This is a genomic window from Streptomyces sp. NBC_00038 (genome assembly GCF_026343635.1).
Taxonomy (GTDB): domain Bacteria; phylum Actinomycetota; class Actinomycetes; order Streptomycetales; family Streptomycetaceae; genus Streptomyces.
The window spans coordinates 1,680,209-1,703,051 of the sequence record NZ_JAPELQ010000001.1 but is presented as its reverse complement, the minus strand read 5'-3'; the positions used below and the strand labels follow the sequence as shown (position 1 = coordinate 1,703,051).

Sequence of the window (22,843 nt, the reverse complement as noted above, 5' to 3'; positions counted from 1 at the left end):
CGCGCCGGCTCGTGCGGACCACCGACAGCCCTCGTCCTCTGGACGGGGGCTTTCGGCGTTGTGTCACGAACATCACCCAGCACGAACGCCCTGTGAACGCTCTGCGGCAGCACCCCTGTGCAATCCGTAAGGGATTGAGGATTGGTCTTGACCAAGGGTGTAGGCGGACTTATGGTCACAGGGATAGTGCAGGAACCTTTAATAAACAAGGGCGCTAAAACGCCGCCGGGCCACGGCGATTGCGGAGGACAGGGTGGGGACCCAGCAGTTGGAAACGGTGCCGGAGCCTAAGTACTGGCATCTCAAGACCGTGCTCAGTGAGGCATTGGACTCCGACTTCACCGTGGGCGAGATCCTGCCCAACGAGCGCGACCTGGCGGCCCGGTTCGGGGTCGCCCGAGCCACGCTCCGCCAGGCTCTGGAACAGCTCGAGCTGGAAGGCCGTCTGCAGCGCCGCCGCGGGGTGGGCACCACTGTCGCCCCGCCGCGCGTGGGTGTGGCCGTCGGTTCCGAGCAGCACGCGTGGCCGGGCGCGGTCGGCGACGCCTGGCAGCCCGCGGACTGCACGCTGGCGGTCCCGCCCACGGGGGTTGTCGGCATCCTGGAGTCGGGCCACGACGAGCAGGTGCACACGGTGCGCCGCTCCCGCGTGACGCACGGCCAGCCGGTCGCCGCCGAACTGCTCTACATCCCGGCGTCCTCGGTGCCCGACCTGTCCGCGATCGACGCGCCCTCGGGCACGGCACGCGCGCGTGCCGTGCTGCGCGAGCTGCAGCGCCTGGACCTGGAGGGTCAGGACAGCGCCGTGGAGCTCGGCTCGGCCCGTGCGGACGACGCCAGGGAGCTCGACCGGCTCCCGGGAGCGCCCGTCCTCGTCGTCACGACCCGCTTCTTCGCCGAGGGACGCACCGCGGCGGTCTCCATCGCCACCTACCGGGCCGACACCTGCCGGCTGACCTTCGGCGACTCCGGCGGCGTGGAGATCCACCACGACCCGGAACGCAAGGCTTCCTGAGCCGCAAGCCGGGCGGTCTGCCACCGCGCAGCAGCCCCTCACACGAGCGTCCCGCCCCGGAAGACTCCGGGGCGGGACGTTTTCGCATGCGGTGCACGCCGGTTCCGCTCAGCGGCGCGCGGTGACCGTTCCCTCCACCGCGAACAGCTGCTCCTCCACGTGGTCGAGAGCCAGCCGCAGCGCGCCCGTCGCCACGGCGGCCTCGCCCAGGAGGGAGAGCGCCACCTTCGGCGGGCGCAGACAGTAGCGCGCCAACTCGCGCCGCAGCGGCTCCAGTACGCCGTCCAGACCGGCCGCCCAGCCCCCGACGACGACCAGCTCGGGGTCGAGCGCCAGGACGAGCGCCGCGACGTCGTGGACGAGACGCTGGATGAAGCGGTCGACCGCCGCGATGGCCCGCTGGTCGCCGCTCCGGGCGTACGCGAAGACCTCGGCGACCGCCTGCTCGTCGAGCGGGTGCAGCGGCTCGCCCGTGGTGGACAGCAGCGTCTCGGGCGTCACCTCGCGGCCCAGCAGATGCAGCGCGCCGATCTCCCCGGCCGCACCCCCGTACCCCCGGTGCAGCCGTCCGCCGATCAGCGAACCGGCGCCGGGGCTGAGCCCGGCCAGCACGAACACCACGTCGTCCGACTCGGTGGCCGCACCCTTCCAGTGCTCGGCGACGGCCGCCGCGTTGGCGTCGTTCTCGACCAGCACCGGGCACTTGAAGGAGCGGCTCAGGCGCTCGCCGAGGCGCAGGCCCGTCCACTCCGGCAGCGCCGTGCCCAGGCGTACGGTGCCGTCCGCCTCGACGATCCCGGGGCTGCCGACGCCCACCGCACGCAGCGAGCTCCGTGCGACGCCCGCCCGGCGCAGCAGCTCCGCGACCGCCGTACGCAGCCGATCGAGCCGCTCGTCCGCCGACGCCGTCTCCTCCACGTCCTTGGCCATGGAGCCGAGAACCCGGCCGTCCAGGTCCGAGAGGAGCGCGGCGACCCGGTGCGGGCCGATCTCCAGGCCCAGCAGATGGCCCGCCTCGGCCCGGAAGCGGAACCTCCGCGCCGGACGGCCTTGACGCCGGGCAGCGCCCTCCTCGGCGGCCTTCTCGACGACGAGCCCGGCTTCCATCAAGCCCTCGACGACTCCCTCGACCGTCGGCCGGGACAATCCGGTCACCCGGGTGATCTCGGTGAGGGTCGCGCAGTCCGTGGTGCGCAGCGCGTGCAGCACCACCGCGGAATTGATCCTTCGCAGCAGAGAGGGGTCCCCGCCGGTCAACTGCCCCAACGTCCGTCCTCCCAGCTCGTGCGCGTGTTGGCCGGATCGTACTCGGCGCGGCGGACCCGGGCGAGTGCCGGGGACCAGTTACCTACCGACGGGTCGGACTCACCCGGGCGCCACGAACCCCGACTCGTACGCCGCGATGACCGCCTGCGTACGATCCCGGGCCCCCAGCTTCGCGAGTACGGCGCTGACATGGGACTTGACGGTCTCGGTCCCGACGATCATCCGAGTGGCGATCTCGGCGTTCGACATCCCCCGCGCCATCAGCCGCAGCACCTCCGCCTCCCGCTCGGTCAGGGCCGCCCGCTCCATGGCCGCCCGCGCCGCGGGATTCCCGGCGCTGTCCCCGTACTCGGCGGCCAACTGCCGTACGGAAGCCGGAAACAGCAGCGACTCGCCCTCGGCGACGAGCCGCACCGCGTGCACGATCTCGGCCGGCCGCGCCCGCTTCAGCAGAAACCCGTCGGCGCCCGCCCGCAGTGCCTCGTAGACGTACTCGTCGTTCTCGAACGTCGTCACCACAAGGATCTTCGGCGGATCGGCCACGGTCCGCAGCACCGCGCGCGTGGCCTCGATGCCGTCCATCAGAGGCATCCGTACGTCCATGGCGACCACGTCGGGCCGCAGTTGCCGCACCAGTGGAATCACCGCGGCACCGTCGGCCGCCTCCCCGACGACCTCGATGTCGGGCTGGGCCTCCAGGACGGCGCGCAGACCAGCGCGTACGAGGGGTTCGTCGTCGACGAGGAGAACGGTGACCGGCATCCGGCCAGCGTAGATCAGCGCAGCGGCAGTTCTACATGCACCTGCCAGTCACCCTCGTCCGGCCCCGTCCGCGCCCGGCCCCCGAGCAGTGCCGCACGCTCCCGTATCCCGCGCAGCCCGCTGCCCCGTCCGGGCCCCGGTATCTCCGCGGTGAGCGGATTGCGGACCTCCAGGACCAGCCCGCCGTCCTGGACCTCGATACGGACCCGGGCCGGGACACTCCCCGCATGCCGCAGGACATTGGTGAGCGATTCCTGCAGGATGCGGTACCCCTCGCGGGACACCGGACCCGGCACGGTCTCCACCGGACCCGTCACCTCGGCATCGACCTTGGCCCCGGAGGCACGCGCCGACTCCAGCAGCCGGTCGGCCTCGGTCAGCGTGGGGCGGCTGCTCACCGGACGCTCCGCCTCCCGCAGCACGCCGAGCACCCGCTCCAGGTCCTCCAGAGCGGCCCGGCCGGTGTCCTCGATGGCGCCCAGGGCCCGGTCGGTGAACGCGGGGTCGCCGGCCGCCCGGGCCGCGCCCGCCTGCACCACGGCGACGGTCAGCGCGTGACCTATGGAGTCGTGGAGCTCACGGGCGATGCGGTTGCGCTCCAGGAGCTGATCGGTGCGCTCCTCCAGGGCGGCGAGGCGCTCGGTGGACGAGGGGCCCAGGAGGCGGCCAGCTATCGCTGTGATCAGCTTGCCGAGGCCGATGACCGCGCCGTACAGGGCGAGCAGTGGGAAGGGGAAGAGCAGTGCGTAGGCCCAGTGCGGGTGCGAGACCGGCACGAAGGGGTTGTCGGTCGCCGGATTGCCCAACGACACGTTGATCAGCTCGCCGGCGATCAGCGGCAGCCAGACGGTGAGCCCGCTGACCACCCACCCGCCCACCAGCCGGATCTCCAGCCAGAGCACGGTCCGCCAGCGGTCCCGCCACGTGGCCGAGGGAGCGACCGAGAACGCCGCCTCCCCGCCGCCCCGCGCCAGCATGAACTGCGCCTGCACACCCTCGCCCCGCCGGACGGCCGGAATCAGCCCCAGCGGAACCAGCAGCACCGCGGGCACCCATGGCTTCGACATGTCGATGAACAGCCACACGCTGGTGAACAGCATCGGCACCCACAGATGCAACCAACGCGTGTACGTCGTCCCCCGGAGCAGCGGGCGCAGAAAACGGGCCATTGCGTCATCGTGACAGGCCGCACTGACAACACGCTTCCCCCGGGCGGGGGAGACGACGTCCCCCCGCGGGGGAGGTGACGACCCCTCACCGGCGGCCAGTCTGAAGCCATGACCAGCATCGACGTCCAAGACCTCACCAAGGAGTACGGCAGCACACGCGCCGTGGACCAGCTCACCTTCAGCGTCCTTCCCGGCCGCGTCACCGGCTTCCTCGGTCCCAACGGCGCCGGAAAGTCCACCACCATGCGGCTCGTGCTCGGCCTGGACCGGCCCACGTCCGGCACCGCCAGCATCGGCGGCCGCGCCTACGCCGCCATCCACGAACCGCTGCGGCACGTCGGCGCCCTGCTCGACGCGCAGGCCCCGCACGGATCGCGGACCGCCCGCAACCATCTGCGGGCGCTCGCCGCGAGCAACCGCATCCCGGAGCGCCGCGTGGACGCGGTCCTCGAAGAGGTGGGGCTCGCCTCCGTCGCGCGGCGCCGGGTGAAGACGTACTCCCTGGGCATGCGCCAGCGGCTGGGCGTCGCGGGCGCGCTCCTCGGGGACCCGCCCGTGGTACTGCTCGACGAACCGTCGAACGGGCTCGACCCCGAAGGGATCATCTGGATGCGGGAGTTGATGCGCGCTCTGGCACGAGAGGGCCGCACCGTGCTCGTCTCCAGCCACCTCATGAACGAGACCGCGTCCTTCGCCGACCACCTCGTCGTCCTCGGCCGGGGCCGGCTGCTCGCCGACACACCCATGCGGGGATTCATCGACGCGCGCGTACAGCCCCGCGTTCGGGTACGCACCACCGACGGCCGGGCTCTGGGCGGCCTGTTCGCGGACCACGGCATCGAGGCCGTCGAGGGCGAGGACGGACGCTGGACCGTGCTCGACGCGCGCGTGGAGGACATCGGGCGCCTCACCTCGGCCGCGGGCGTGACCGTCCTCGAACTCGCGGCAGAGGAAGGCACGTTGGAGCAGGCCTACCTGGATCTGACGGCCACCGAGACCGAGTTCGCCGCCACGCCGTCCCCGACCCAGCCTCAGGAGGCCTGACCATGACGTTCGCACCCGCACTCCGCGCCGAGTGGATCAAGATCCGGACCCTGCGGTCGCTGGTCGGAGCACTGTGCGGCGTGCTCCTCGCCACCGCGCTCTTCTCGGCCATCGCCGGGCTCGACGGCGAAGGCGAGGACTTCGACCCGCTGTTCTCGGCGTTCTTCGGCGTCAGCTTCGGACAGATCGCGGCGATCACGTTCGGCGCGCAGGCGGTCTCGGCCGAGTTCCAGGGCGGTGCGCTGAGGGTGTCGTTGGCAGCGGTGCCCGACCGGCTGCGCTGGTTCGCGGCCAAGGCCCTGGCGATCGCGATCCCCGCGCTGACCGTCGGCCTGGTCACGGGCGTGGTGAGTCTGCTGGTGGGGAAGGCGGCTCTGGGGACGAAGGCGAGCGGGCTGACCTGGAGCGAGGAACTGCGCGGTGTCGTCGGCTGCGGCATCTATCTGATGCTCATGGCCCTGTTCGCGGCCGGCCTCACCGCCGTCCTGCGCAGCGGCGTCGCCACGCTGAGCATCCTGATCCCGTTCCTCCTGATCGTCTCCTTCGTCGTCGGCACCGCGTCGGCCGGCGTGGCCGACTTCCTGCCCGACAAGGCGGGCCAGGTGGTCTTCCACGAGACATGGGACGGTGCCCTCGGCGCCTGGACGGGACTCGCCGTGACCGCGGCCTGGACGGCGGCAGCCCTGGCCGCCGGCGCCTGGAGCATTCGGCGCCGCGACGCCTGACCGACTGGCCACGATCGTTCGGCTGTGCTCCACGGAACTCTCCGAGGAGCACAGCCTGTTACGTCTCTGCGGCAGCCGTCCGCAACCGCCCGAACTCCTCGGCCATCGTCGCAGCTGTCCAATGCGCGTTGAGCCCACTGGGATTGGGCAGCACCCACACCCTGCTGACCCCGATCAGCCGCTCCTGCGGACCGATGACGGCCTTGCGGTCACCGAACGCCGCCCGGTACGCGGTCACACCCACCACGGCCAGCCAGCGCGGCCGCAGCCGCTCCACCTTGGCGGTCAGCAGCCGCCCGCCCTCGCGGTACTCCTCGGCGGACAGCTCGTCGGCACGGGCGGTGGCGCGCGCCACGACGTTCGTGATGCCGAGCCCGTACGAAGGCAACTCGCCCTGCTCCGACGGCTTCAGCAGTCGCGGCGTGAACCCGGACAGGTGCAGCACCGGCCAGAACCGGTTGCCGGGACGCGCGAAGTGGTGACCCGTGGCGGCCGTCATCAGACCCGGATTGATGCCGCAGAAAAGCACCTTGAGGCCGCCGTCGGCATGGTCCGCGACCACGTCCGGCACGAGCCGGTCGCGGGCGGCCTCCAGGTCCGCGGGAGTGAGCCGCGTCAGAGGATCGCCCCCGGCGTGTATCCCGCGGCCTCCGGGTGCTGCTTCACGATCTCGTCGATACGGCCGACCACCGCGGCGACCTGGTCGGCGGCGGCGCCCGTGAAGGACAGCTTGTCGGCCATCAGTTCGTCGAGCTGTGCGCGGTCCAGCGGGATGCGCTCGTCCGCGGCGAGCTTGTCGAGCAGCTCGTTGCGCTCGGTGCCCTGCTCGCGCATGGCGAGGGCGGACGCGACCGCGTTCTCCTTGATCGCCTCGTGCGCGACCTCCCGACCGACACCGGCGCGCACCGCGCCCATCAGGACCTTGGTCGTCGCGAGGAACGGCAGGTAGCGGTCCAGCTCACGCGCCACGACGGCCGGGAACGCGCCGAACTCGTCGAGGACGGTGAGGAAGGTCTCCAGCAGGCCGTCCAGCGCGAAGAACGCGTCGGGCAGCGCCACCCGGCGTACGACCGAGCACGACACGTCGCCCTCGTTCCACTGGTCGCCCGCCAGCTCGCCGGTCATCGAGGCGTAGCCGCGCAGGATCACCATCAGGCCGTTGACGCGCTCGCAGGATCGGGTGTTCATCTTGTGCGGCATCGCGGAGGAGCCGACCTGGCCCGGCTTGAAGCCCTCGGTCACCAGCTCGTGCCCGGCCATCAGCCGGATCGTCTTGGCGGTGGAGGACGGGGCTGCCGCCAGCTGCACCAGCGCGGTCACCACCTCGTAGTCGAGCGAGCGCGGGTAGACCTGGCCGACGGAGGTGAACGCCTGCGAGAAGCCGAGGTGCCGGGCGATCCGCTGCTCCAGGTCGGCGAGCTTCGCCGCGTCGCCGCCGAGCAGGTCGAGCATGTCCTGAGCCGTGCCGACCGGACCCTTGATACCGCGCAGCGGGTAACGGCCGAGCAGCTCCTCGACCCGGCCGTACGCCACGAGCAGCTCGTCGGCGGCGGTCGCGAAGCGCTTGCCGAGGGTGGTGGCCTGCGCCGCCACGTTGTGCGAGCGGCCGGCCATGACCAGCTCGCCGTACTCACCCGCGAGCTTGCCCAGGCGTGCCAGGACGGCGACGGTACGGTCCCGCACCAGCTCCAGCGAGAGCCGGATCTGCAGCTGCTCGACGTTCTCCGTGAGGTCCCGGGACGTCATGCCCTTGTGGACGTGCTCATGCCCGGCGAGGTCGTTGAACTCCTCGATCCGCGCCTTCACGTCGTGCCGCGTGACCTTCTCGCGCTCGGCGATCGAGGCCAGGTCGACCTGGTCGAGCACCCGCTCGTAGTCGGCGATCGCGGCGTCCGGCACCTCGATCCCGAGGTCCTTCTGGGCCCGCAGCACGGCGACCCAGAGCTGACGCTCCAGCCTCACCTTCTGCTCGGGGGACCAGAGCGTGGCGAGCTCGGCGGAGGCATAACGTCCGGCGAGGACGTTGGGGATACGGGGCTTTGCAGGCGCGGGAGTCACGTGTACGGATTCTACTGGCGATTCCTGCAGGCCAGCGCCGCGGGGTTCTTCGTCGGAACCTACGAGGCCGGGGCCGAGCCGTCCGCGATCTCGGCCAGGATGTCGGCGTGGCACAGCTCGGGGGCGCACCAGCAGGCCAGGGTCTTGCCGCGTAGTGCGGGCACCTGGGCGAGCAGGTCGGGGCGTTCGAGCAGGTACGCCCGGTACTTGTCCATGATCTCGGCGCGGGTGCCGTCGCGCTTCTTGGTGGGGGTGTCGTAGGCGAACGGGTTGTACAGGGGGTGCTGGGGGAGATCCCAGTGGCCCATCGTCCAGCGGCGGCCGACGTAGACGAGGTCCGCGGGGGCGTTCTCGAGCCGAGGGCCGAAGTCGTGGATGCGGCCCTTGAGATTGATGACGGTGGCGGTCACGCACGGCTCCGTTCGGTAGGACGTGTCCCCGATGATCCGGCGCCGTGGCGGCCTACGCCGGCGGACCCTCGTACGGCCGCAACTCGGGCCGCTTCGCCGGGAGTCCGTCGCCCGACGAGCGTCCTGTCAGCCGGCGTCCGATCCAGGGCAGCAGGTGCTGCTTGGCGAAGCGGACGTCGGTCGTGCGGCGGGTGATCCAGCGGGGCGGGGCCGTGGGCGGCATCGGGGTCTGCCAGTCAGTGTCCTCGGGTTCGTACCCGAGTGTCTGCCACACCGCCTCGGCGACGCGGCGGTGCCCCTCATCCGTCAGGTGCAGCCGGTCGAAGTCCCACATGCGGGGGTCGCCGAGCGAGGGCGCCCCGTACAGGTCGACCACGAGCGCGCCGTGCCGCTTCGCGAGGTCGTCGATGTGGGTGAAAAGCTCCTCCACGCGGGGCCGGAACCGCTCGAAAACCGGACCGTTGCGGCCCGGGCTGCGCATCAGGACGAGTTGCTCGCACGCGGGGGCGAGGCGCTCGACGGCCTCGTCGAGGAGCCCGAGGACTCGTCCCATGTCGACCTTGGGGCGCAGCGTGTCGTTGAGCCCGCCGACAAGCGTGATCACGTCGGGCGCCATCGCGGCCGCCGCGTCCACCTGCTCGTCGACGATCTGGCCGATCAGTTTCCCGCGTACCGCGAGATTGGCGTACCGGAACCCAGGCGTCCGCGCGGCCATCCGGCCCGCAAGGAGGTCGGCCCAGCCGCGGTAGGAACCGTCGGGCAACAGGTCCGACATACCCTCGGTGAAAGAGTCGCCGAGCGCGACAAGACTGGTGTAAGTGGCATTCGTCTGCATGGCGAAAAAGATGTTAACCCGCCCGCATACCCATCGGTAGCTTGGGCTGTCGGATCAGCCGAGCGCCGCGGTCCCCGTCACCGCGGACTCACCCTCACACCGGCTGCCCGAACAGTTCCCGAAGCACGTCCTCCATCGTCACCAGACCGGCGAGCCGCCCGTCGCTGCCCAGCACGGCCGCCAGGTGCGTACGACTGCGCCGCATCGCCGTGAGCACGTCGTCCAGCGGGGTGCTCTCGCGGACGCGGGCGATGGGCCGCATGTCCCGCACCTGGAACGGAAGGTCGCGCGGTGTCACGTCGAGGGCGTCCTTGACGTGCAGATAGCCGACGATGCGGCGCCCCTCGTCCACGACGGGGAAGCGCGAGAAGCCGGATTCGGCGGACAGCTGCTCCAGCTGCTCCGGAGTGACGCCCACGCGCGCGTAGACCACGCTTTCCAGCGGGAGGACGACGTCGCGGACGGGCCGGCGGCCGAGCTCCAGGGCGTCGTGCAGCCGCTCCTGGGCGCGGGCGTCGATGAGGCCCGCGGCACTGGAGTCCTTGACGAGGCGGGCCAGTTCGTCGTCCGTGAAGGTCGCGGAGACCTCGTTCTTCACATCGACCCTGAGGAGCTTGAGCAGCGTGTTCGCGAAGGCGTTGATGGTGAAGATCACCGGCCGCAGGCCCCGGGAGAGCGCCACCAGCGGCGGGCCGAGCAGCAGCGCGGTGCGCACCGGCTCCGCGAGTGCGATGTTCTTCGGCACCATCTCGCCGAGCAGCATGTGCAGATACGTCGCCAGGGCGAGCGCGATCACGAACGAGACCGCGTGGCCCGCGCTCTCCGGCACCCCCACCGCGTGGAACACCGGCTCCAGAAGGTGCGCGATCGCGGGCTCGGCCACGATGCCGAGGACGAGTGTGCACAGGGTGATGCCCAGCTGCGCGGCCGCAAGGAGCGCGGACACGTGCTCAAGACCCCACAGCACGCTGCGCGCCCGCCGGTCGCCCTGCTCGGCGTGGGGTTCGATCTGGCTGCGGCGCACCGAGATCAGCGCGAACTCGGCGCCGACGAAGAAGGCGTTCACGACCAGCGTCGCTAGGCCGATCAGCAGTTGTACGACGGTCATCGTTTCCCCTCCCTCTCCTCGGTCTCCTCGGTGCGCGGCGCGTGCAGCAGCACCCGCGCGGCCCGCCGCCCCGAAGCGTCCGCCACGTCCAGCCGCCAGCCGACGACCTCGACGCTGTCCCCCGGCGCCGGAATGCGTCCCAGCTCGGTCGCGACGAGACCCGCGAGGGTCTCGTACGGTCCGTCGGGCACCCTGAGCCCGACCCGTTCGAGCTGGTCGGTGCGGACGGACCCCTCGGCCGAGTACAGCGCGCGGCCGTCGTCGTCCGTGCCGGCCGGGGCCAGGTCGGACGTCTCGTGCGGGTCGTGCTCGTCGCGTACCTCGCCGACGACCTCCTCGACGATGTCCTCCAGCGTGGCGACCCCGGCGGTGCCGCCGTACTCGTCGATGACCACGGCCATCGTGCGCTTGCCGGCCAGCCGGTCGAGCAGCCGGTCCACGGTCAGCGACTCCGGTACGAACAGCGGTTCGCGCATGATCTGGGAGACGGGGGTGCGGGCCCGGCGTTCCGCCGTCACGGCCAGTACGTCCTTGATGTGCACGACGGCGACCACCGAGTCGAGGTTGCCGCGGTAGACGGGGAACCGGGACAGGCCGGTCGCCCGGGTCGCGTTCGCCACGTCCTCACAGGTCGCCTGCAGGTCCAGCGCCATGACCTGGACGCGCGGGGTCATCACGTTCTCCGCAGTCAGGTCGGCCAGATTGAGCGTGCGCACGAACAGCTCGGCGGTGTCCGCCTCCAGGGCACCCTCCTTGGCGGAGTGCCGGGCGAGGGCCACCAGTTCCTGGGGTCCGCGCGCGGAGGCCAGCTCCTCGGCGGGTTCCAGGCCGAAGCGTCGTACGACACGGTTCGCCGTGTTGTTGAGATGCGTGATGAACGGGCCGAACGCGGCACTGAACCAGCGCTGCGGCGTCGCCACCCGTTTGGCCACCGCCAGCGGCGAGGAGATCGCCCAGTTCTTGGGCACCAGCTCGCCGACGACCATCAGGAAGACCGTGGAGAGGCCCGTGCCGATGACCAGCGCGACCGAGTGGGAGGCGGAGGCCGGGACACCGGCCGACTCCAGCGGGCCCGCGATCAGCTTGGCGATGGACGCCTCGGAGAGCATGCCGACCACCAGGTTGGTGACGGTGATGCCGAGCTGGGCGCCGGACAGCTGGAAGGTCAGATTCCGTACGGCCTTGAGGGCGCCGGCGGCGCCGACCTCGCCGCGCTCGACGGCCCGCTCCAGCTCGCTGCGCTCGACCGTGGTCAGCGAGAACTCCGCCGCGACGAACGCGCCACAGGCCAGCGAGAGCAGAATCGCCACCAGGAGGAGGAGCACTTCGGTCATCGGGTCACCTCCGTCCCATGATCGGCCAGGGTCGGGGGGATCGCGCGATGTCGGCCGACGCCGTGAGGATCACGACGTCGGCGTTGGGGAGGCTCGCCCATGGGCGGACGCTCACGCACCTTTCAAAGGACCGGCTGATCGGACCATGGTAAAGGGTCGGTAAAGCGAACTCAGCCGCCGAGGGGCTTCACCCAACGGCGCCAGTGCTCCTCGGGCGCGTACCCCGCCGCCCGCCACGCATGTTGCGCGGTCTCGTTCCGCCGGAGCACCATCGCGTCCCCACGGCGCCCCCCGAGCCGTACGAACCTCTCCTCCGCGGCCGCCAGCAACGCCGAGCCGATCCCCAGCCGCCGCCGCTCGGGATGCACCGCGAGCCGGTACAGATGACACCGCCAGCCGTCGAAGCCGGCGATCACCGTGCCGACCACTTCGCCGTCGCGCTCGGCCAGGATCAGCGCCTCGGGGTCGCGGGCGACCAGCCGCTCCACACCGTCGCGGTCGTCGCTGATGCTCGTCCCCTCGGCGGCCACCTTCCAGAAGGCCAGCACGGTGTCGAGGTCGTCGGCCGTCGCGGCCCGTATCCGCAGTTCAGTCATGCCGCGATCCCATCACGCACAGCTGTGGCCGATCGCGGAATTCCATTATCCGGACAGCGCTCTCACTCCACGCGCAGCGCCTTGATCACCTCTCCGAACGCCTCCATGTACGGCTCCAGGACGGTCACGTACGAGAAGCCGTACCGCTCGCGCTGTGCCCGCACCTGCGCCGTGATCTGCTCCACCGTGCCGACCAGCAGGATGGGAAGGCCAAGGATCTGTTCCACCGTCAGACGGGGCAAGCGGGGAAGCAGTTCCCGCGCCGCGGCCTCGCGGTCGTCGGTGACGGCGACGATCTGGACGAGCACATTCAGCTCGGCGGGTTCCTTCCGGTCCGCCGCCAGGCGCTGGTACGCCGCCACCCGCTCGTCCAGCTCCTCCGCCGTGAGCGGGTCCAGCGTCCCCGTCGTACTGCCGGGCACCAACCGGACTGCCGCGAACGCCGCGATGTCGGCGTGCTCGGCGGTGAGCCGGAGCATCCGGTCGCCGTTGCCTCCGATCAGCAGCGGAACCCGGGAGCCGGGGAGGCCGGCCGAGCCGAGCAGCCGCTCCAACTCCTCCACCGTACGCACGAGATGGTCCACCCGCTCGCGTGCGGAGCCGAAGGGAAGGCCCGCGGTGTCGTGCTCCGCCTGTATGTAGCCGGTGCCGAGGCCGAGTTCGAGGCGGCCGCCCGTCAGCGCGTCCGTGGTGGCCACCTCGCGGGCCAGCAGTGTGGGATTCCAGAAGCCCGCGTTGAGCACGAAGGTGCCGAGGCGGGGCCGCTCGGTCGCCTCGGCCGCGGCCACCAGGGCCGGGAACGGCGAGGGCATGCCGAGGTGGTCGGGGACCAGGATCACGTCGTAGCCGAGCTGTTCGGCCCGGCGGCACTTCTCGCGCCACTCGTCGGCGGGTGCGGGGCTCATCATGTTGACGCCGAAACGGAAGGGGCGCGGCATGAACTCTCCTCAGCCATGGACGACTTGACGGGAGTACATCACTCGTGCGCGATCGCAGCCAGCACATTCATGCGGGAGGCACGCAACGCCGGCAGCAGCGCCGCGACGATGCCCACGAGTGCCGCACCGACCACGACCGCGATGAGCGTCGTCCACGGAACGGCGAACGCCTTCATGCCCTGGAGGGCGAGCACCTGTTGCACGCAGACACCCCAGATCAGGCCGAGCGCCAGACCGAGTACCGCGCCGAACACGGCGATCACCACCGACTCCAGGCGGATCATCCGGCGCAGCTGACGCCGGGAGAGCCCGATGGCGCGCAGCAGTCCGATCTCGCGGGTGCGTTCCACGACCGACAGGGCGAGGGTGTTGACCACGCCGAGCACCGCGATGACGATCGCGAGGCCGAGCAGCGCGTACACGAGATAGAGCAGCACGGCGATCTGATCGTGGATCAGTTTCTTGTAGTCGGCCAGGTCGCGTACCTGCACCTGCGGATAGGGCTCGAGCGTCTTGTCCAGGTTTGAGCGGAGCGTGTCGGGGCTGGTGCCCGAGGCCGCGTTCACGTACAGCGCGGAGTCCTGACCGCCCGGCACGTACTTCTCCATCGTGGCGAAGCCGAAGAACAGCCCGCCCGTCATCCCGAACCCGTCGGAGCCGTCCTGGTCGGTGAGCGCCCCCACCGTCAGCTCGGTGCTCCGGCCGGCGGGGAACTCGACGGGGATCGTGCTGCCGACGGTCACGTCGTGATCCTTCGCGAAGTCCGCGTCCATGGCGATCTTCCCGTCGCCGAGCGCCGCCGCGCTGTCCCCCTGGGTGTACGTGACGCGGGCGACGTCGTCGAGCTGCGGATCGTAGGCCGTGGCGGTCGTCTCGATCCGCTTGCCGTCCGGCAGCCGCACCGCGACCGGTGAGAACCGCTGGCGGACCACGAGCCCGGTGCCTTCCGTGCCGCGCACCTTGTCGGTGACCTCCTGCGAGAACGGCACGAAGTTGCTGTTCTGGATGACGAAGTCCGCGCCCAGCGTCTTGTCGATCTGCTCGTCGAAGGACTTGGACATGGACGCGCTCGCCACGGACATCCCGCCGACCAGGGCGAGCCCCACCATCAGGGCGGCCGCGGTGGCGCCCGTGCGGCGCGGATTGCGCAGGGCGTTGCGCTGGCTCATCCGGCCGACCGAGCCGAACAGAGCCGGGAAGGCTCCGCCGAGGACCCGGATCACCGGCCGCACCAGCAGCGGACCCGCGATCACCGTGGCGATCAGCGTCAGGACGACACCAAGTCCCAGCAGGGAAGCGGAAGATGAGGTGCTCGACGACGCGGCGCATCCCGCGAGCGCGGCGGCGCCGGCCGCTCCGACGACCGAGCCGACAATGGCGCGCACCCGCAACGGCCGCCCCACACCGGCGACTTCGGCGTCCGCGAGGGCCGCCATGGGGGAGACGCCCGACGCACGCCGAGCCGGGAGATACGCCGCCACGAACGTGACGCCGACCCCGACGACGTACGCCGAGAGGGGTGTCGCCACACCGATCACCATCTCGGCGGAGCTGAGGTTCATGCCGAACGCGCCCATGAGCTCGATCAGCCCGGCCGCCAGCCCGATTCCCGCCGCCAGGCCCAGGGTCGATCCGAAAAGCCCCAGCAGCAGCGCCTCGGTCAGCACCGACCGGCGCACCTGACGGCGGTCGGCTCCGAGCGCGCGCAACAGGCCGAGTTCGCGGGTGCGTTGGGCGATGAGCATCGAGAAGGTGTTGACGATCAGGAAGACGCCGACGAGCACGGCGATTCCGGCGAAGCCGAGCATGACGTACTTGATGACGTCCAGGAATCCGCCGAGTTGGGCGGCGGCGTCCTCCGCTTGTTCGTCGGCCGTCCTCACGTCGTAGGTGGCCGTGCCGAGTTCGGCGGTGATGCGCTGCTTCAGGACGGCGTCGCTGACTCCCGGGGCCGCGTCCACCGAGATGCTGGTGGCCGCGTCGGGATTCCCGAGCAGTTGGTCCGGCGCGGTCCGGCTGTCGAGGAACACCAGTGCGGCACCGGGGTTGGTGGTGGTGAAGGTGGCGATACCGACGATCTCCACCTTGAAGGTGCCCGGCTGTGCGAGCACGGTCAGGGTGTCGCCGATGCCCACGTCCTTGCTCTTGGCGGTGTCCGCGTCGAGCAGCGCCTCGCTGGCCCCTTCCGGCGCGCGACCGGAGGTCAGCTTCACCGGGCTGCGGTCGGTGAGGTACCAGTCGGTGGCGATGGTGGGCGCGCCCGTGGTCGGCCCGACCGACTCGTTCTCGCTGTCGACGACCGTGATGTTCTCGACGGCCGTGTCTCTGTGGGCGGACTCGACCCCGTCGACCTCCGTGATACGGCCGACCAGCGAGGCGGGCACGGTCTCGGCGGCCCCGGACGGGATCTGTGAGTTGAGATCGTCCTTGGGGCCCACCGTCACATCGGCGGACGTGGAGGCGAAGAGCCGGTCGAAGGTGCGGCTGACCGTGTCCGAGAAGATGAGGCTGCCTGCGACGAACGCCACGGACAGCACGACAGCCAGCGCCGACAGGAGCAGCCGCCCCTTGTGCGCGAGAAAGCTCCGCAGTGTCGCCTTGAGCACGACCGCCTCAGTCCTTGTCGAGGGTTACGTCGCCGGAGTCGCCGTCGGTACTTACGGCACTGACGTCGCCGTCAGGGGTTGTGGCACGGACGTCGCCGTCAGGGGTTGTGGCACGAGCGTCGCCGTCAGGGGTTGCGGAACCGTCGAGACCGGAGGCCTGCTGGTGTCCGTGTCCCCCCGTGAAGCGGCGCATCCGCTCCAGCACCGCGTCCGCCGTCGGCCGTTCCATCTCGTCCACGATCCGCCCGTCCCCGAGGAAGAGCACCAGGTCGGAGTGGGCGGCGGCGCTCGGATCGTGCGTGACCATGACGACGGTCTGGCCCAGTTCGTCCACCGCCTCGCGCAGGAAGCCGAGAACCTCGAGCCCCGCGCGGGAGTCGAGGTTGCCGGTCGGCTCGTCCGCGAAGATCAGCTCGGGGCGGGAGGCGAGCGCCCGGGCGCAGGCCACGCGCTGCTGCTGCCCGCCCGACAGCTGGGAGGGGCGGTGCTTGAGCCGGTCCCGCAGACCGAGCGTGTCGATGACCTGGTCCAGCCACTTCTCGTCGGGCTTCTGGCCCGCGATGTCCATGGGCAGGGTGATGTTCTCGGCCGCGTTCAGCGTCGGGATCAGGTTGAACGACTGGAACATGAAGCCGATCCGGTCCCGCCGCAGCCGGGTCAGCTCGCGGTCCTTCAGCCCGGTGATCTCGGTGTCGCCGAGCCACACCTGTCCGGCCGAAACGGTGTCGAGTCCCGCCAGGCAGTGCATGAGCGTGGATTTCCCGGAGCCCGAGGGACCCATGACCGCGGTGAAGCGGCCACGCGAGATGTCGACGTCGACCGAGTCGAGGGCCAGCACGGTCGTCTCGCCCGAGCCGTACGCCTTGGTCAGGCCGCGGGCGCGAGCTGCCGTTCCCTCGGCCTCCGCCCGGCCGACGACGTGCTCCGCAGCAGGTGTGGACAAGGCCGCCTCCTCAGTGATGGACGTCCCGACTCCCTTGTCGCGGCCGAGCCTAGTGTGATCCCGGGCACACCCGGTATCCCCCCGAGGTGCCGGGTCCTCTCCGCCCCAGGTCGTGCCCCCGATTCCCGTGTAAGGGGCAATCTCCACCCTCGGGCGCATGGGATGCCCTCTTGCCGGTGCTAGCGGTTCGGCGCTAGCTTCTAGGTATGGCGAAGACTCAGCTGAACGTGAGGGTGGACGAGGGCACGGCCCGGGCCGCCCGCGAAAAAGCCCTGGAGCGGGGGATGAGCGTGAACCGCTACATCGAAGAGCTGGTCAGACAGGACACCGGGGAGGTCGGCCACACCTTCGTCGACGCCGCCGCGGATTTCATGAAGCAGTACGAGAGCGTCTTCGCCGAGGAATTCGGTACGGACCGAGAAGGCGCGCGCGAAGGTCGTCGTTGATCCCTTGAGCAGTCTCAGAGTCGACCTTGCCTGGCTCCTCATGATCGCCGAACAGAAGACGCCCGGAGACCCCCAGATCACCGACTGGGGAGCCCTCGTCGCCGCCGTCAGCCGGCACGAGGCAGAGATATTCGGCATTCCCGTCTACGACAGCCCGCACGCCCGCGCCGCCGCGCTGCTCCAGCTCCTCCTGCACGTACCGGCACTCGAACGCTCCAACGCGATGTTCGCCTCGGCCGTCGCGTACGGATATCTCGTCGCCAGTGGCCTTAAGGTCGTCACCTCGCCCGAACAGGTACGCGAACTCGCCCGTTTGGTGAAGGGCGGCGACGCGACCGTGCACGACATCGCGCAGGAGCTGCGCCAGTGGAGCCTATGAGGCTTCGTTGTCCCCGTCGGCGGGGCGGCGGGCGGTGCCAAGGACGCAGTACGAGGTGGGCAGCCGCGGCCCCTTCTCGGGCATCAACATCCGTCGGTAGGGGCCCAGTTCGAACCCGGCGTCCCGTAGCGCGGCGATCGGGTCGCGGGCCAGATGGCAGCCGCCGTTGAGCCGCGGCCACACCGTGCGGTCCAGACCGCGCTGGGTGTACGTCATCGCGCGCCCGCCGCCCGTGCCGTGCTCGAAGAACCGCAGGGTGCCGCCGGGGCGCAGTACGCGCCGCAGTTCGGCCAGAGCCCGCGGCGCGTCGCGCACGCTGCACAGCACCAGCGAGACCACCGCCGCGTCGAAGGCCTCGCTCTTGACCGGCAGCGCCTCGGCCGCGCCAGGCACCACGTCGACGGGCACCTCGGAGCGCAGGGCCGCCTCGACCGCCAACTGCCGCAGCAGCCGCTCGGGTTCGATGGCGACGACCTCCGAGACCGTGCTCGGATAGTGCGCGAAGTTCAGTCCGTTGCCCGCGCCGATCTCGATGACCCGCCCCGAAAGCCCGGTGAGCAGCCGGTCGCGTACGCCGCCCATGCCCATCCTGGTCTCGGCGGCCACGCTGATTCGGGCGTAGTAGCGGGCGAAGAGCGGATGGTGCACGGTGTCCCGCGACACCTTGCCGGAGCTGGCGGAACGGAGCGGCATGACGGACCTCCCGGGAGGACGGGCCTTACCGCGATTGTCCCCCGTGCGGGCCCGTCGCACCCCCGCTGTGTGGTCCCGGCCGCGCCGGGGCCACACAGCGGGCTCCGGCGGGTCAGGCGATGAAGTCGCGCACCTGGGTGTAGACGCCGTAGTCGTTGTTCGTGTCGGTGTGCGCGATGCAGCCGACTCCCACGTTCGTGGCGCCGTTCAGGAGCGCGGTGCTGTCCGGGTCGAGGTACTCGTCGCAATTCGACCAGTAGGCGGCGTAGGAGACGCTGCCCGGTGTCTCGTCACCCGAGTTCAGCGCGGTGAGGAACGAGCTGCCGGTGTTCATCTGGGCGCAGGACGTGTAGAGCCAGGCGCACCAGCCGGCGAGGCTCGTGCCGTGGTTCGTCCCGGCGACGGAGACGAAGTCGTCCACGTACGCCGTTCCGCCGAGGTTCTTGAGGTAGTAGCGGGAGCTGAGCGGGCCCATGGAGTGGGCGACCAGATCGACCTTGGACGCACCGGTCTGCGAGAGCACGCTCTGGACCTTGGTGGCGAGCTGCTGGGCGGTCGTGACGTTCGACTGTCCCCAGCTGTACGACCACGCGTACAGCTCGGAATCGGTGTAGCCGTCGGCCTTGAAGTCGGCGGTCCATTCGTCCCAGCTGCTCGACGAACTGCTCAGACCGTGTACGAAGATCACCGGGTTGTGGGTCGCGGCCTGGGCGGGTGCGGACAGGGAGAGTGACAGAAGGAGCGCTGCGGCCACGGTGGAGATGAAGGTGGCGATTCGACGCATGCGGGGTTGCATGGTGCCTCCTGAGACGGGTGGGGTAATCAGGAGTGTCAGCCGGGGTCTACGCGCGGCGCATCGGCGAACTCGCCGGTCTTTACTTGCCAGTTAACTCGCCAGTAACGTCATACATGTGGTGACTCCGGTGAACCCCCCACCCATTCCGCCCGCTTCGCCACCGCCGCTCACACACGCGTGGCAGCGCGCCGACACAGCACGGTCCGGACTCACTCCACAGTCCGGGCTCGGCCCCTCGCTCTCCGAAGGCGTACGCGTACGGGTGCTGCGCGCCGCGCACGGCGACCGGCGCGCGGCCGCGGAACTCGCCTCGGTACTGACCGAGCGTCAACTGACCGGCCTCGACCCGCTTCCGGCGCAGCCGCCGGTGCTGCTACGCGCGTATCGCCAGGAGGTCCGCGCCCTGCCGGACAGCACCCGCTTCCTCCTGCTCCTCGCGGCGGCCGACCAGTACCCGGTGGCCGGCCGCGCCTACCTGCGCGCCGTCACCGCGGCCCGGCTCGACACCCGGCCACTCGACGCCGCCGAGGCGGCCGGGCTCGCCCATGCCACGGCCGACGGGATCGTCTTCCGGGACCCGTGGACCCGGATCGCCGCGTACGAGACGGTTCGCCCGTCGGACCGGCGCGAGGCCCATCAGCTGCTTGCGCGCGTCCTGCGCGGCGAGGGCGAGGAGCCGCGCCGCGCCTGGCACCACGGCGCCGCCGCGCTCGGCCCCAGCCGCAGGCTCGCGGCGCGACTCCGAGTGGCCGCGGACCGGGCCCGCGACGCGGGCGAACACGCCCTTGCCTGCGCCCTCGTGGAACGCGCCGCCGCACTGGCACCCGACCGGCACGACCGCACACTCCTGCTCGCCCGCGCCGCCACCGACGCCTGGCACTCCGGCGACACCGACCGCGCCCGCCGCCTCGCCGCGTCCACCCCCGACGACGCCCTCAGCGGCCTACTGGCCCTGCGCGCGGGCAACGCGACCGACGCGTTCGACGCCCTGCTCGCGGCGGTTCGCTGCGCGGGGCAGGGGGCGAGCGAGCCTGCTGGTGCGGTACGCGAGGGCGCACCCGGCGGCGTGGGCACTCGCGCGGCGCGTGGGCGCGTGGCCGGAGGCACGGTCGACCTCGGTCCTGATGCCGGGGACACTGCCGGTGCGGTGCCGACGGCCGGGGCCCGGCCTGAGCCCGGCGGTGAGTCGTCGGCGGCCGCGGTACGCCCTGGGCCTGGTGTGCGTGGGGTGTCTGGCGTTGACGGTGAGTTGCCGGTGCCTGCGGTTGGTGCGGTGGCCGGTGCGCCGGGCACCGCTGGTGAGCCGCCGGTGGCCGAGGCCGGTCCTGCGCCTGCCGGTGGGTCGCGGGCGGCTGCGCCTGGTGTCCGGGGAACTGCCGGTGGGTTGCCGGTGGCTGAGGCCGGTTCCATGCCCGGCGTCGAGGCGTCGGGGGGTGCGGCTCGCTTTGCGCCTGGTGTCCGGGGAACGGCCGGTGGGTTGCCGGCGGCCGAGGCCGGTTCCGTGACCGGCGTCGAGTCGTCGACGGTGGTGGTCCGCCGCGTGCCTGGTGTGTCGGGCTCAGCCGGTGGGCTGTCGGCGGCCGAGGTGCGTGGTGTGTCCGCCGATGAGTCGTCGGCGGATACGGCTCGCTCCGTGGCCGGCGTCGCCGTCCACCTGCTTGCCAGGGTCACCGAAGCCGCCATCTATACCGGCGACTTGCGGCGGTGCAGGGAGGCGGCGGCGGTTGCCGATCGGCTCGGGATTGTGCCGCCCGGCACGCTGGGCGGGCTGGCCGCTGCCTTCGAGGGGCGCTACGAGGATGCCCGGGACGTGCTCGAGGCGGCGGCCGGGCGGTGCGGACCCGGCGGAGACCCCACCCTCCTCATCCACGCCGGGATCGCGGCGCTGATGCTCGGCGACCACACGCGAGCGGCCACCGCCACCGTGCGGGCCGCCGCCTCGGCCCGCGCCAGGGGCGAGACCGTGACCGTGCCGCAGGCGATGGAGTTCAGGGTGTACGCCGAGTTCTGGACCGGCCGCACCCGCGCCGCGGAGGCCGACACGCTCGACGCCCTGCGCCAGGCGTACGCCACGGGCCAGGACAACGGGGCCTGCCATCTCCAGGCCGCCCTGGCCATGTTCGCCGCCCTCACCGGCGACGAGGAGGTGTGCCTGGAGCGTGCCGAGGCCGCCCGTACCTACGCCTTGGCCCGCGGGCTCGGACTCCCCGCCGCGCTCGCCCTCTTCGCGCTCGCCTTCCTCGACCTCGGCGCCGGCCGCTTCGCCGCCTCTGCGGCCCGGCTGCGTGCCCTCGCCGGATTCGGCCCCGGGCACGGGCACCGCGCCATCCGCCACCTCGCCACCCCGCTCTACGTCGAGGCGGCCGTCCGCAGCGGCGACACCCGCGTGGCCCGGGCCGCCCATGCCGACTACGACCGCTGGGCGCGCACGATCCGCAGCGCCGACGATCTGGCCCTCAGCGCCCGCTGCCACGCCCTCCTCGCCTCCGGCCCCGAAGCCGTCGAGCACTACCGCACCGCCCTCGACCTGCACGCCTCCGGCACCCGTGACTTCGAACGCGCCCGCACGGAGCTGCTGTTCGGCGGTGCGCTACGGCGGTTGCGGCGCCGTACGGAAGCGCGTGACCGGCTGCACAGCGCGCTCGAAGCGTTCGAGCACTTCGGGGCGCCACGGGGTGCTGCGCAGGCTCGTGCGGAGTTGCGCGTTCTGGGGGAACCCGCGTCTCCCGCGCGCGGTGCCGACGATCTTGCCGCCCGTCTGACCGCGCAGCAGCTCATGGTGGCCCGCATGGCTGCGGAGGGGGCCACCAACCGGGAGATCGCCACTCGACTGCTGCTCAGTCCGCGCACGATTGATCACCATCTGCGGGGTGTCTTCGCCCGGTTGGGCATTCGGTCGCGGATCGAGTTGGTGCGGATGCTTGGGGAGGGGTGAGGGGAACGGGGGGTGGTTCGTTTGGCCGCGGGGCGGTGGGGGCTGGTCGCGCAGTTCCCCGCGCCCCTTACGGAGCCCACCCGGCAGTGAAAGTGACCGCTTCCCAGCTCCCGCCCAGCCTCGGTGCCAGCCAACTCGGTGCCCCCGCACGGAAGTCGGCGGGCTCCAGTGCCCCGGCGCCCTCCGGTACCGCCCCGAGCAGCGGGGCCCCCGCCACCACCGGTAGGTCCGCGAGGTTGCAACGGGACGCCAGGTCGGGTTCGTTGGGCCAGCTGCCGATGACCACTCCGGCGAAGTCCAGCCCCCGGGCGCGTAGTTCACGTGCCGTCAGTTCTGTCGTGTTCAGCGTGCCGAGCCCTGCCGGAGCGACCACCAGCACCGGCGCGTTCAACAGCCGTGCCGCGTCCGCCAGTGTGCCGCCCTCGTCGTCGAACCGTACGAGCAGTCCGCCCGCCCCCTCGACAAGGACCACATCGTGCTCGGTGGCCAGCTTGGCCGCGGCCTCCGCCACCTCGTGGGGCCGCACCGGTGCGAGAGAGGCCCGCCGAGCAGCCGTCGCGGGCGCCAACGGCTCGGGATACCGGGCGAGTTCGAGCGTGGTCACGGCGCCCGCGAGCCGGGCCACCTCGTCGGCGTCGCCGCGCTCGTCGGGACGTACGCCGGTCTGCGCGGGCTTGAGCACGGCCACGGACCGCCCGGCCGCGACGGCCGTGGCGGCGACGGCGGCTGTGGCGATCGTCTTGCCGACCTCCGTGCCCGTCCCCGTGATCACCAGGATCGCCATG

Annotated in this window: 22 protein-coding genes; 6 read left to right on the top strand and 16 right to left on the bottom strand. The window is 71.4% G+C overall.

All coding sequences use genetic code 11. From position 1 onward, the window contains the following. Positions 1–253: 253 nt before the first annotated feature. On the top strand, positions 254–1,015 hold the full coding sequence (locus tag OG219_RS07930; RefSeq protein ID WP_266824308.1) for a GntR family transcriptional regulator: 762 nt from the start codon (positions 254–256) through the stop codon (positions 1,013–1,015). 108 nt (positions 1,016–1,123) lie between these two features. On the opposite strand, the gene OG219_RS07925 is transcribed toward OG219_RS07930, so the two are convergent. The 3 genes from OG219_RS07925 to OG219_RS07915 all read right to left on the bottom strand — a co-directional run bounded on the left by OG219_RS07925 (position 1,124) and on the right by OG219_RS07915 (position 4,212). Further along, positions 1,124–2,281 (bottom strand): ROK family transcriptional regulator, encoded by a 1,158-nt coding sequence (locus tag OG219_RS07925; protein WP_266824306.1) that lies wholly within the window; start codon positions 2,279–2,281, stop codon positions 1,124–1,126. Positions 2,282–2,380: 99 nt separating this feature from the next. After that, positions 2,381–3,043, bottom strand: coding sequence for a response regulator transcription factor (locus OG219_RS07920; RefSeq protein WP_266824304.1), 663 nt, complete (start codon positions 3,041–3,043; stop codon positions 2,381–2,383). A gap of 14 nt (positions 3,044–3,057) precedes the next feature. Beyond that, on the bottom strand, positions 3,058–4,212 hold the full coding sequence (locus OG219_RS07915) for a sensor histidine kinase (protein ID WP_266824302.1): 1,155 nt from the start codon (positions 4,210–4,212) through the stop codon (positions 3,058–3,060). A gap of 108 nt (positions 4,213–4,320) precedes the next feature. On the opposite strand from OG219_RS07915, the gene OG219_RS07910 reads away from it, so the two are divergent. Continuing rightward, positions 4,321–5,256 carry an ATP-binding cassette domain-containing protein gene (locus tag OG219_RS07910; RefSeq protein WP_266824300.1) on the top strand — a complete coding sequence of 312 codons (936 nt, stop codon included), beginning with the start codon at positions 4,321–4,323 and terminating at the stop codon, positions 5,254–5,256. A gap of 2 nt (positions 5,257–5,258) precedes the next feature. Continuing rightward, positions 5,259–5,981, top strand: coding sequence for an ABC transporter permease subunit (locus OG219_RS07905; protein WP_266824298.1), 723 nt, complete (start codon positions 5,259–5,261; stop codon positions 5,979–5,981). A gap of 58 nt (positions 5,982–6,039) precedes the next feature. Here OG219_RS07905 and mug read toward each other — a convergent pair whose 3' ends face one another. From mug to OG219_RS07855, 10 genes are all read right to left on the bottom strand, one after another. Further along, positions 6,040–6,552, bottom strand: a complete 513-nt coding sequence (mug, locus tag OG219_RS07900; protein WP_266824296.1) for a G/U mismatch-specific DNA glycosylase — start codon at positions 6,550–6,552, stop codon at positions 6,040–6,042. A 44-nt stretch (positions 6,553–6,596) separates the two neighbouring features. After that, positions 6,597–8,039, bottom strand: a complete 1,443-nt coding sequence (purB, locus tag OG219_RS07895; protein ID WP_266824294.1) for an adenylosuccinate lyase — start codon at positions 8,037–8,039, stop codon at positions 6,597–6,599. Positions 8,040–8,098: 59 nt separating this feature from the next. Further along, on the bottom strand, positions 8,099–8,449 hold the full coding sequence (locus tag OG219_RS07890) for a DUF4326 domain-containing protein (RefSeq protein WP_266824292.1): 351 nt from the start codon (positions 8,447–8,449) through the stop codon (positions 8,099–8,101). Positions 8,450–8,501: 52 nt separating this feature from the next. Then, on the bottom strand, positions 8,502–9,284 hold the full coding sequence (locus OG219_RS07885) for an SGNH/GDSL hydrolase family protein (protein WP_266824290.1): 783 nt from the start codon (positions 9,282–9,284) through the stop codon (positions 8,502–8,504). A 94-nt stretch (positions 9,285–9,378) separates the two neighbouring features. Then, a complete protein-coding gene (locus OG219_RS07880) occupies positions 9,379–10,392 on the bottom strand; it encodes a hemolysin family protein (RefSeq protein WP_266824288.1) in 1,014 nt (337 codons plus the stop codon). After that, positions 10,389–11,726 (bottom strand): hemolysin family protein, encoded by a 1,338-nt coding sequence (locus OG219_RS07875; RefSeq protein WP_266824286.1) that lies wholly within the window; start codon positions 11,724–11,726, stop codon positions 10,389–10,391. Before OG219_RS07875 ends, OG219_RS07880 begins: the two co-directional genes overlap by 4 nt. Positions 11,727–11,896: 170 nt before the next feature. Then, a complete protein-coding gene (locus OG219_RS07870; protein ID WP_266824284.1) occupies positions 11,897–12,322 on the bottom strand; it encodes a GNAT family N-acetyltransferase in 426 nt (141 codons plus the stop codon). Positions 12,323–12,384: 62 nt separating this feature from the next. Beyond that, positions 12,385–13,260 (bottom strand): LLM class F420-dependent oxidoreductase, encoded by an 876-nt coding sequence (locus OG219_RS07865; protein WP_266824282.1) that lies wholly within the window; start codon positions 13,258–13,260, stop codon positions 12,385–12,387. A 38-nt stretch (positions 13,261–13,298) separates the two neighbouring features. Beyond that, a complete protein-coding gene (locus tag OG219_RS07860; RefSeq protein WP_266824280.1) occupies positions 13,299–15,866 on the bottom strand; it encodes an ABC transporter permease in 2,568 nt (855 codons plus the stop codon). 7 nt (positions 15,867–15,873) lie between these two features. Next, a complete protein-coding gene (locus OG219_RS07855; protein WP_266824278.1) occupies positions 15,874–16,809 on the bottom strand; it encodes an ABC transporter ATP-binding protein in 936 nt (311 codons plus the stop codon). A gap of 206 nt (positions 16,810–17,015) precedes the next feature. On the opposite strand from OG219_RS07855, the gene OG219_RS07850 reads away from it, so the two are divergent. Together OG219_RS07850 and OG219_RS07845 are read left to right on the top strand one after the other, a co-directional pair. Further along, positions 17,016–17,255, top strand: a complete 240-nt coding sequence (locus OG219_RS07850) for a toxin-antitoxin system HicB family antitoxin (RefSeq protein WP_266824276.1) — start codon at positions 17,016–17,018, stop codon at positions 17,253–17,255. A 4-nt stretch (positions 17,256–17,259) separates the two neighbouring features. Beyond that, positions 17,260–17,634, top strand: a complete 375-nt coding sequence (locus OG219_RS07845) for a fic family toxin-antitoxin system, toxin component (protein WP_266824274.1) — start codon at positions 17,260–17,262, stop codon at positions 17,632–17,634. Here the strand turns inward: OG219_RS07845 and OG219_RS07840 are convergent. Both OG219_RS07840 and OG219_RS07835 read right to left on the bottom strand, forming a co-directional pair. Then, on the bottom strand, positions 17,629–18,327 hold the full coding sequence (locus OG219_RS07840; RefSeq protein ID WP_266824272.1) for a class I SAM-dependent methyltransferase: 699 nt from the start codon (positions 18,325–18,327) through the stop codon (positions 17,629–17,631). The two genes, OG219_RS07845 and OG219_RS07840, sit on opposite strands and share 6 nt — an antisense overlap. A gap of 112 nt (positions 18,328–18,439) precedes the next feature. Further along, on the bottom strand, positions 18,440–19,123 hold the full coding sequence (locus OG219_RS07835; protein WP_266824270.1) for a triacylglycerol lipase: 684 nt from the start codon (positions 19,121–19,123) through the stop codon (positions 18,440–18,442). A 127-nt stretch (positions 19,124–19,250) separates the two neighbouring features. Here OG219_RS07835 and OG219_RS07830 point away from each other — a divergent pair, with 127 nt between their 5' ends. Then, entirely contained in the window at positions 19,251–22,058 is a 2,808-nt protein-coding gene (locus tag OG219_RS07830; protein ID WP_266824268.1) for a LuxR C-terminal-related transcriptional regulator, read from the top strand. Positions 22,059–22,125: 67 nt separating this feature from the next. Here OG219_RS07830 and bioD read toward each other — a convergent pair whose 3' ends face one another. After that, positions 22,126–22,842, bottom strand: a complete 717-nt coding sequence (gene bioD / locus OG219_RS07825) for a dethiobiotin synthase (RefSeq protein WP_266824266.1) — start codon at positions 22,840–22,842, stop codon at positions 22,126–22,128. Between the last annotated feature and the right edge of the window lies 1 nt (position 22,843).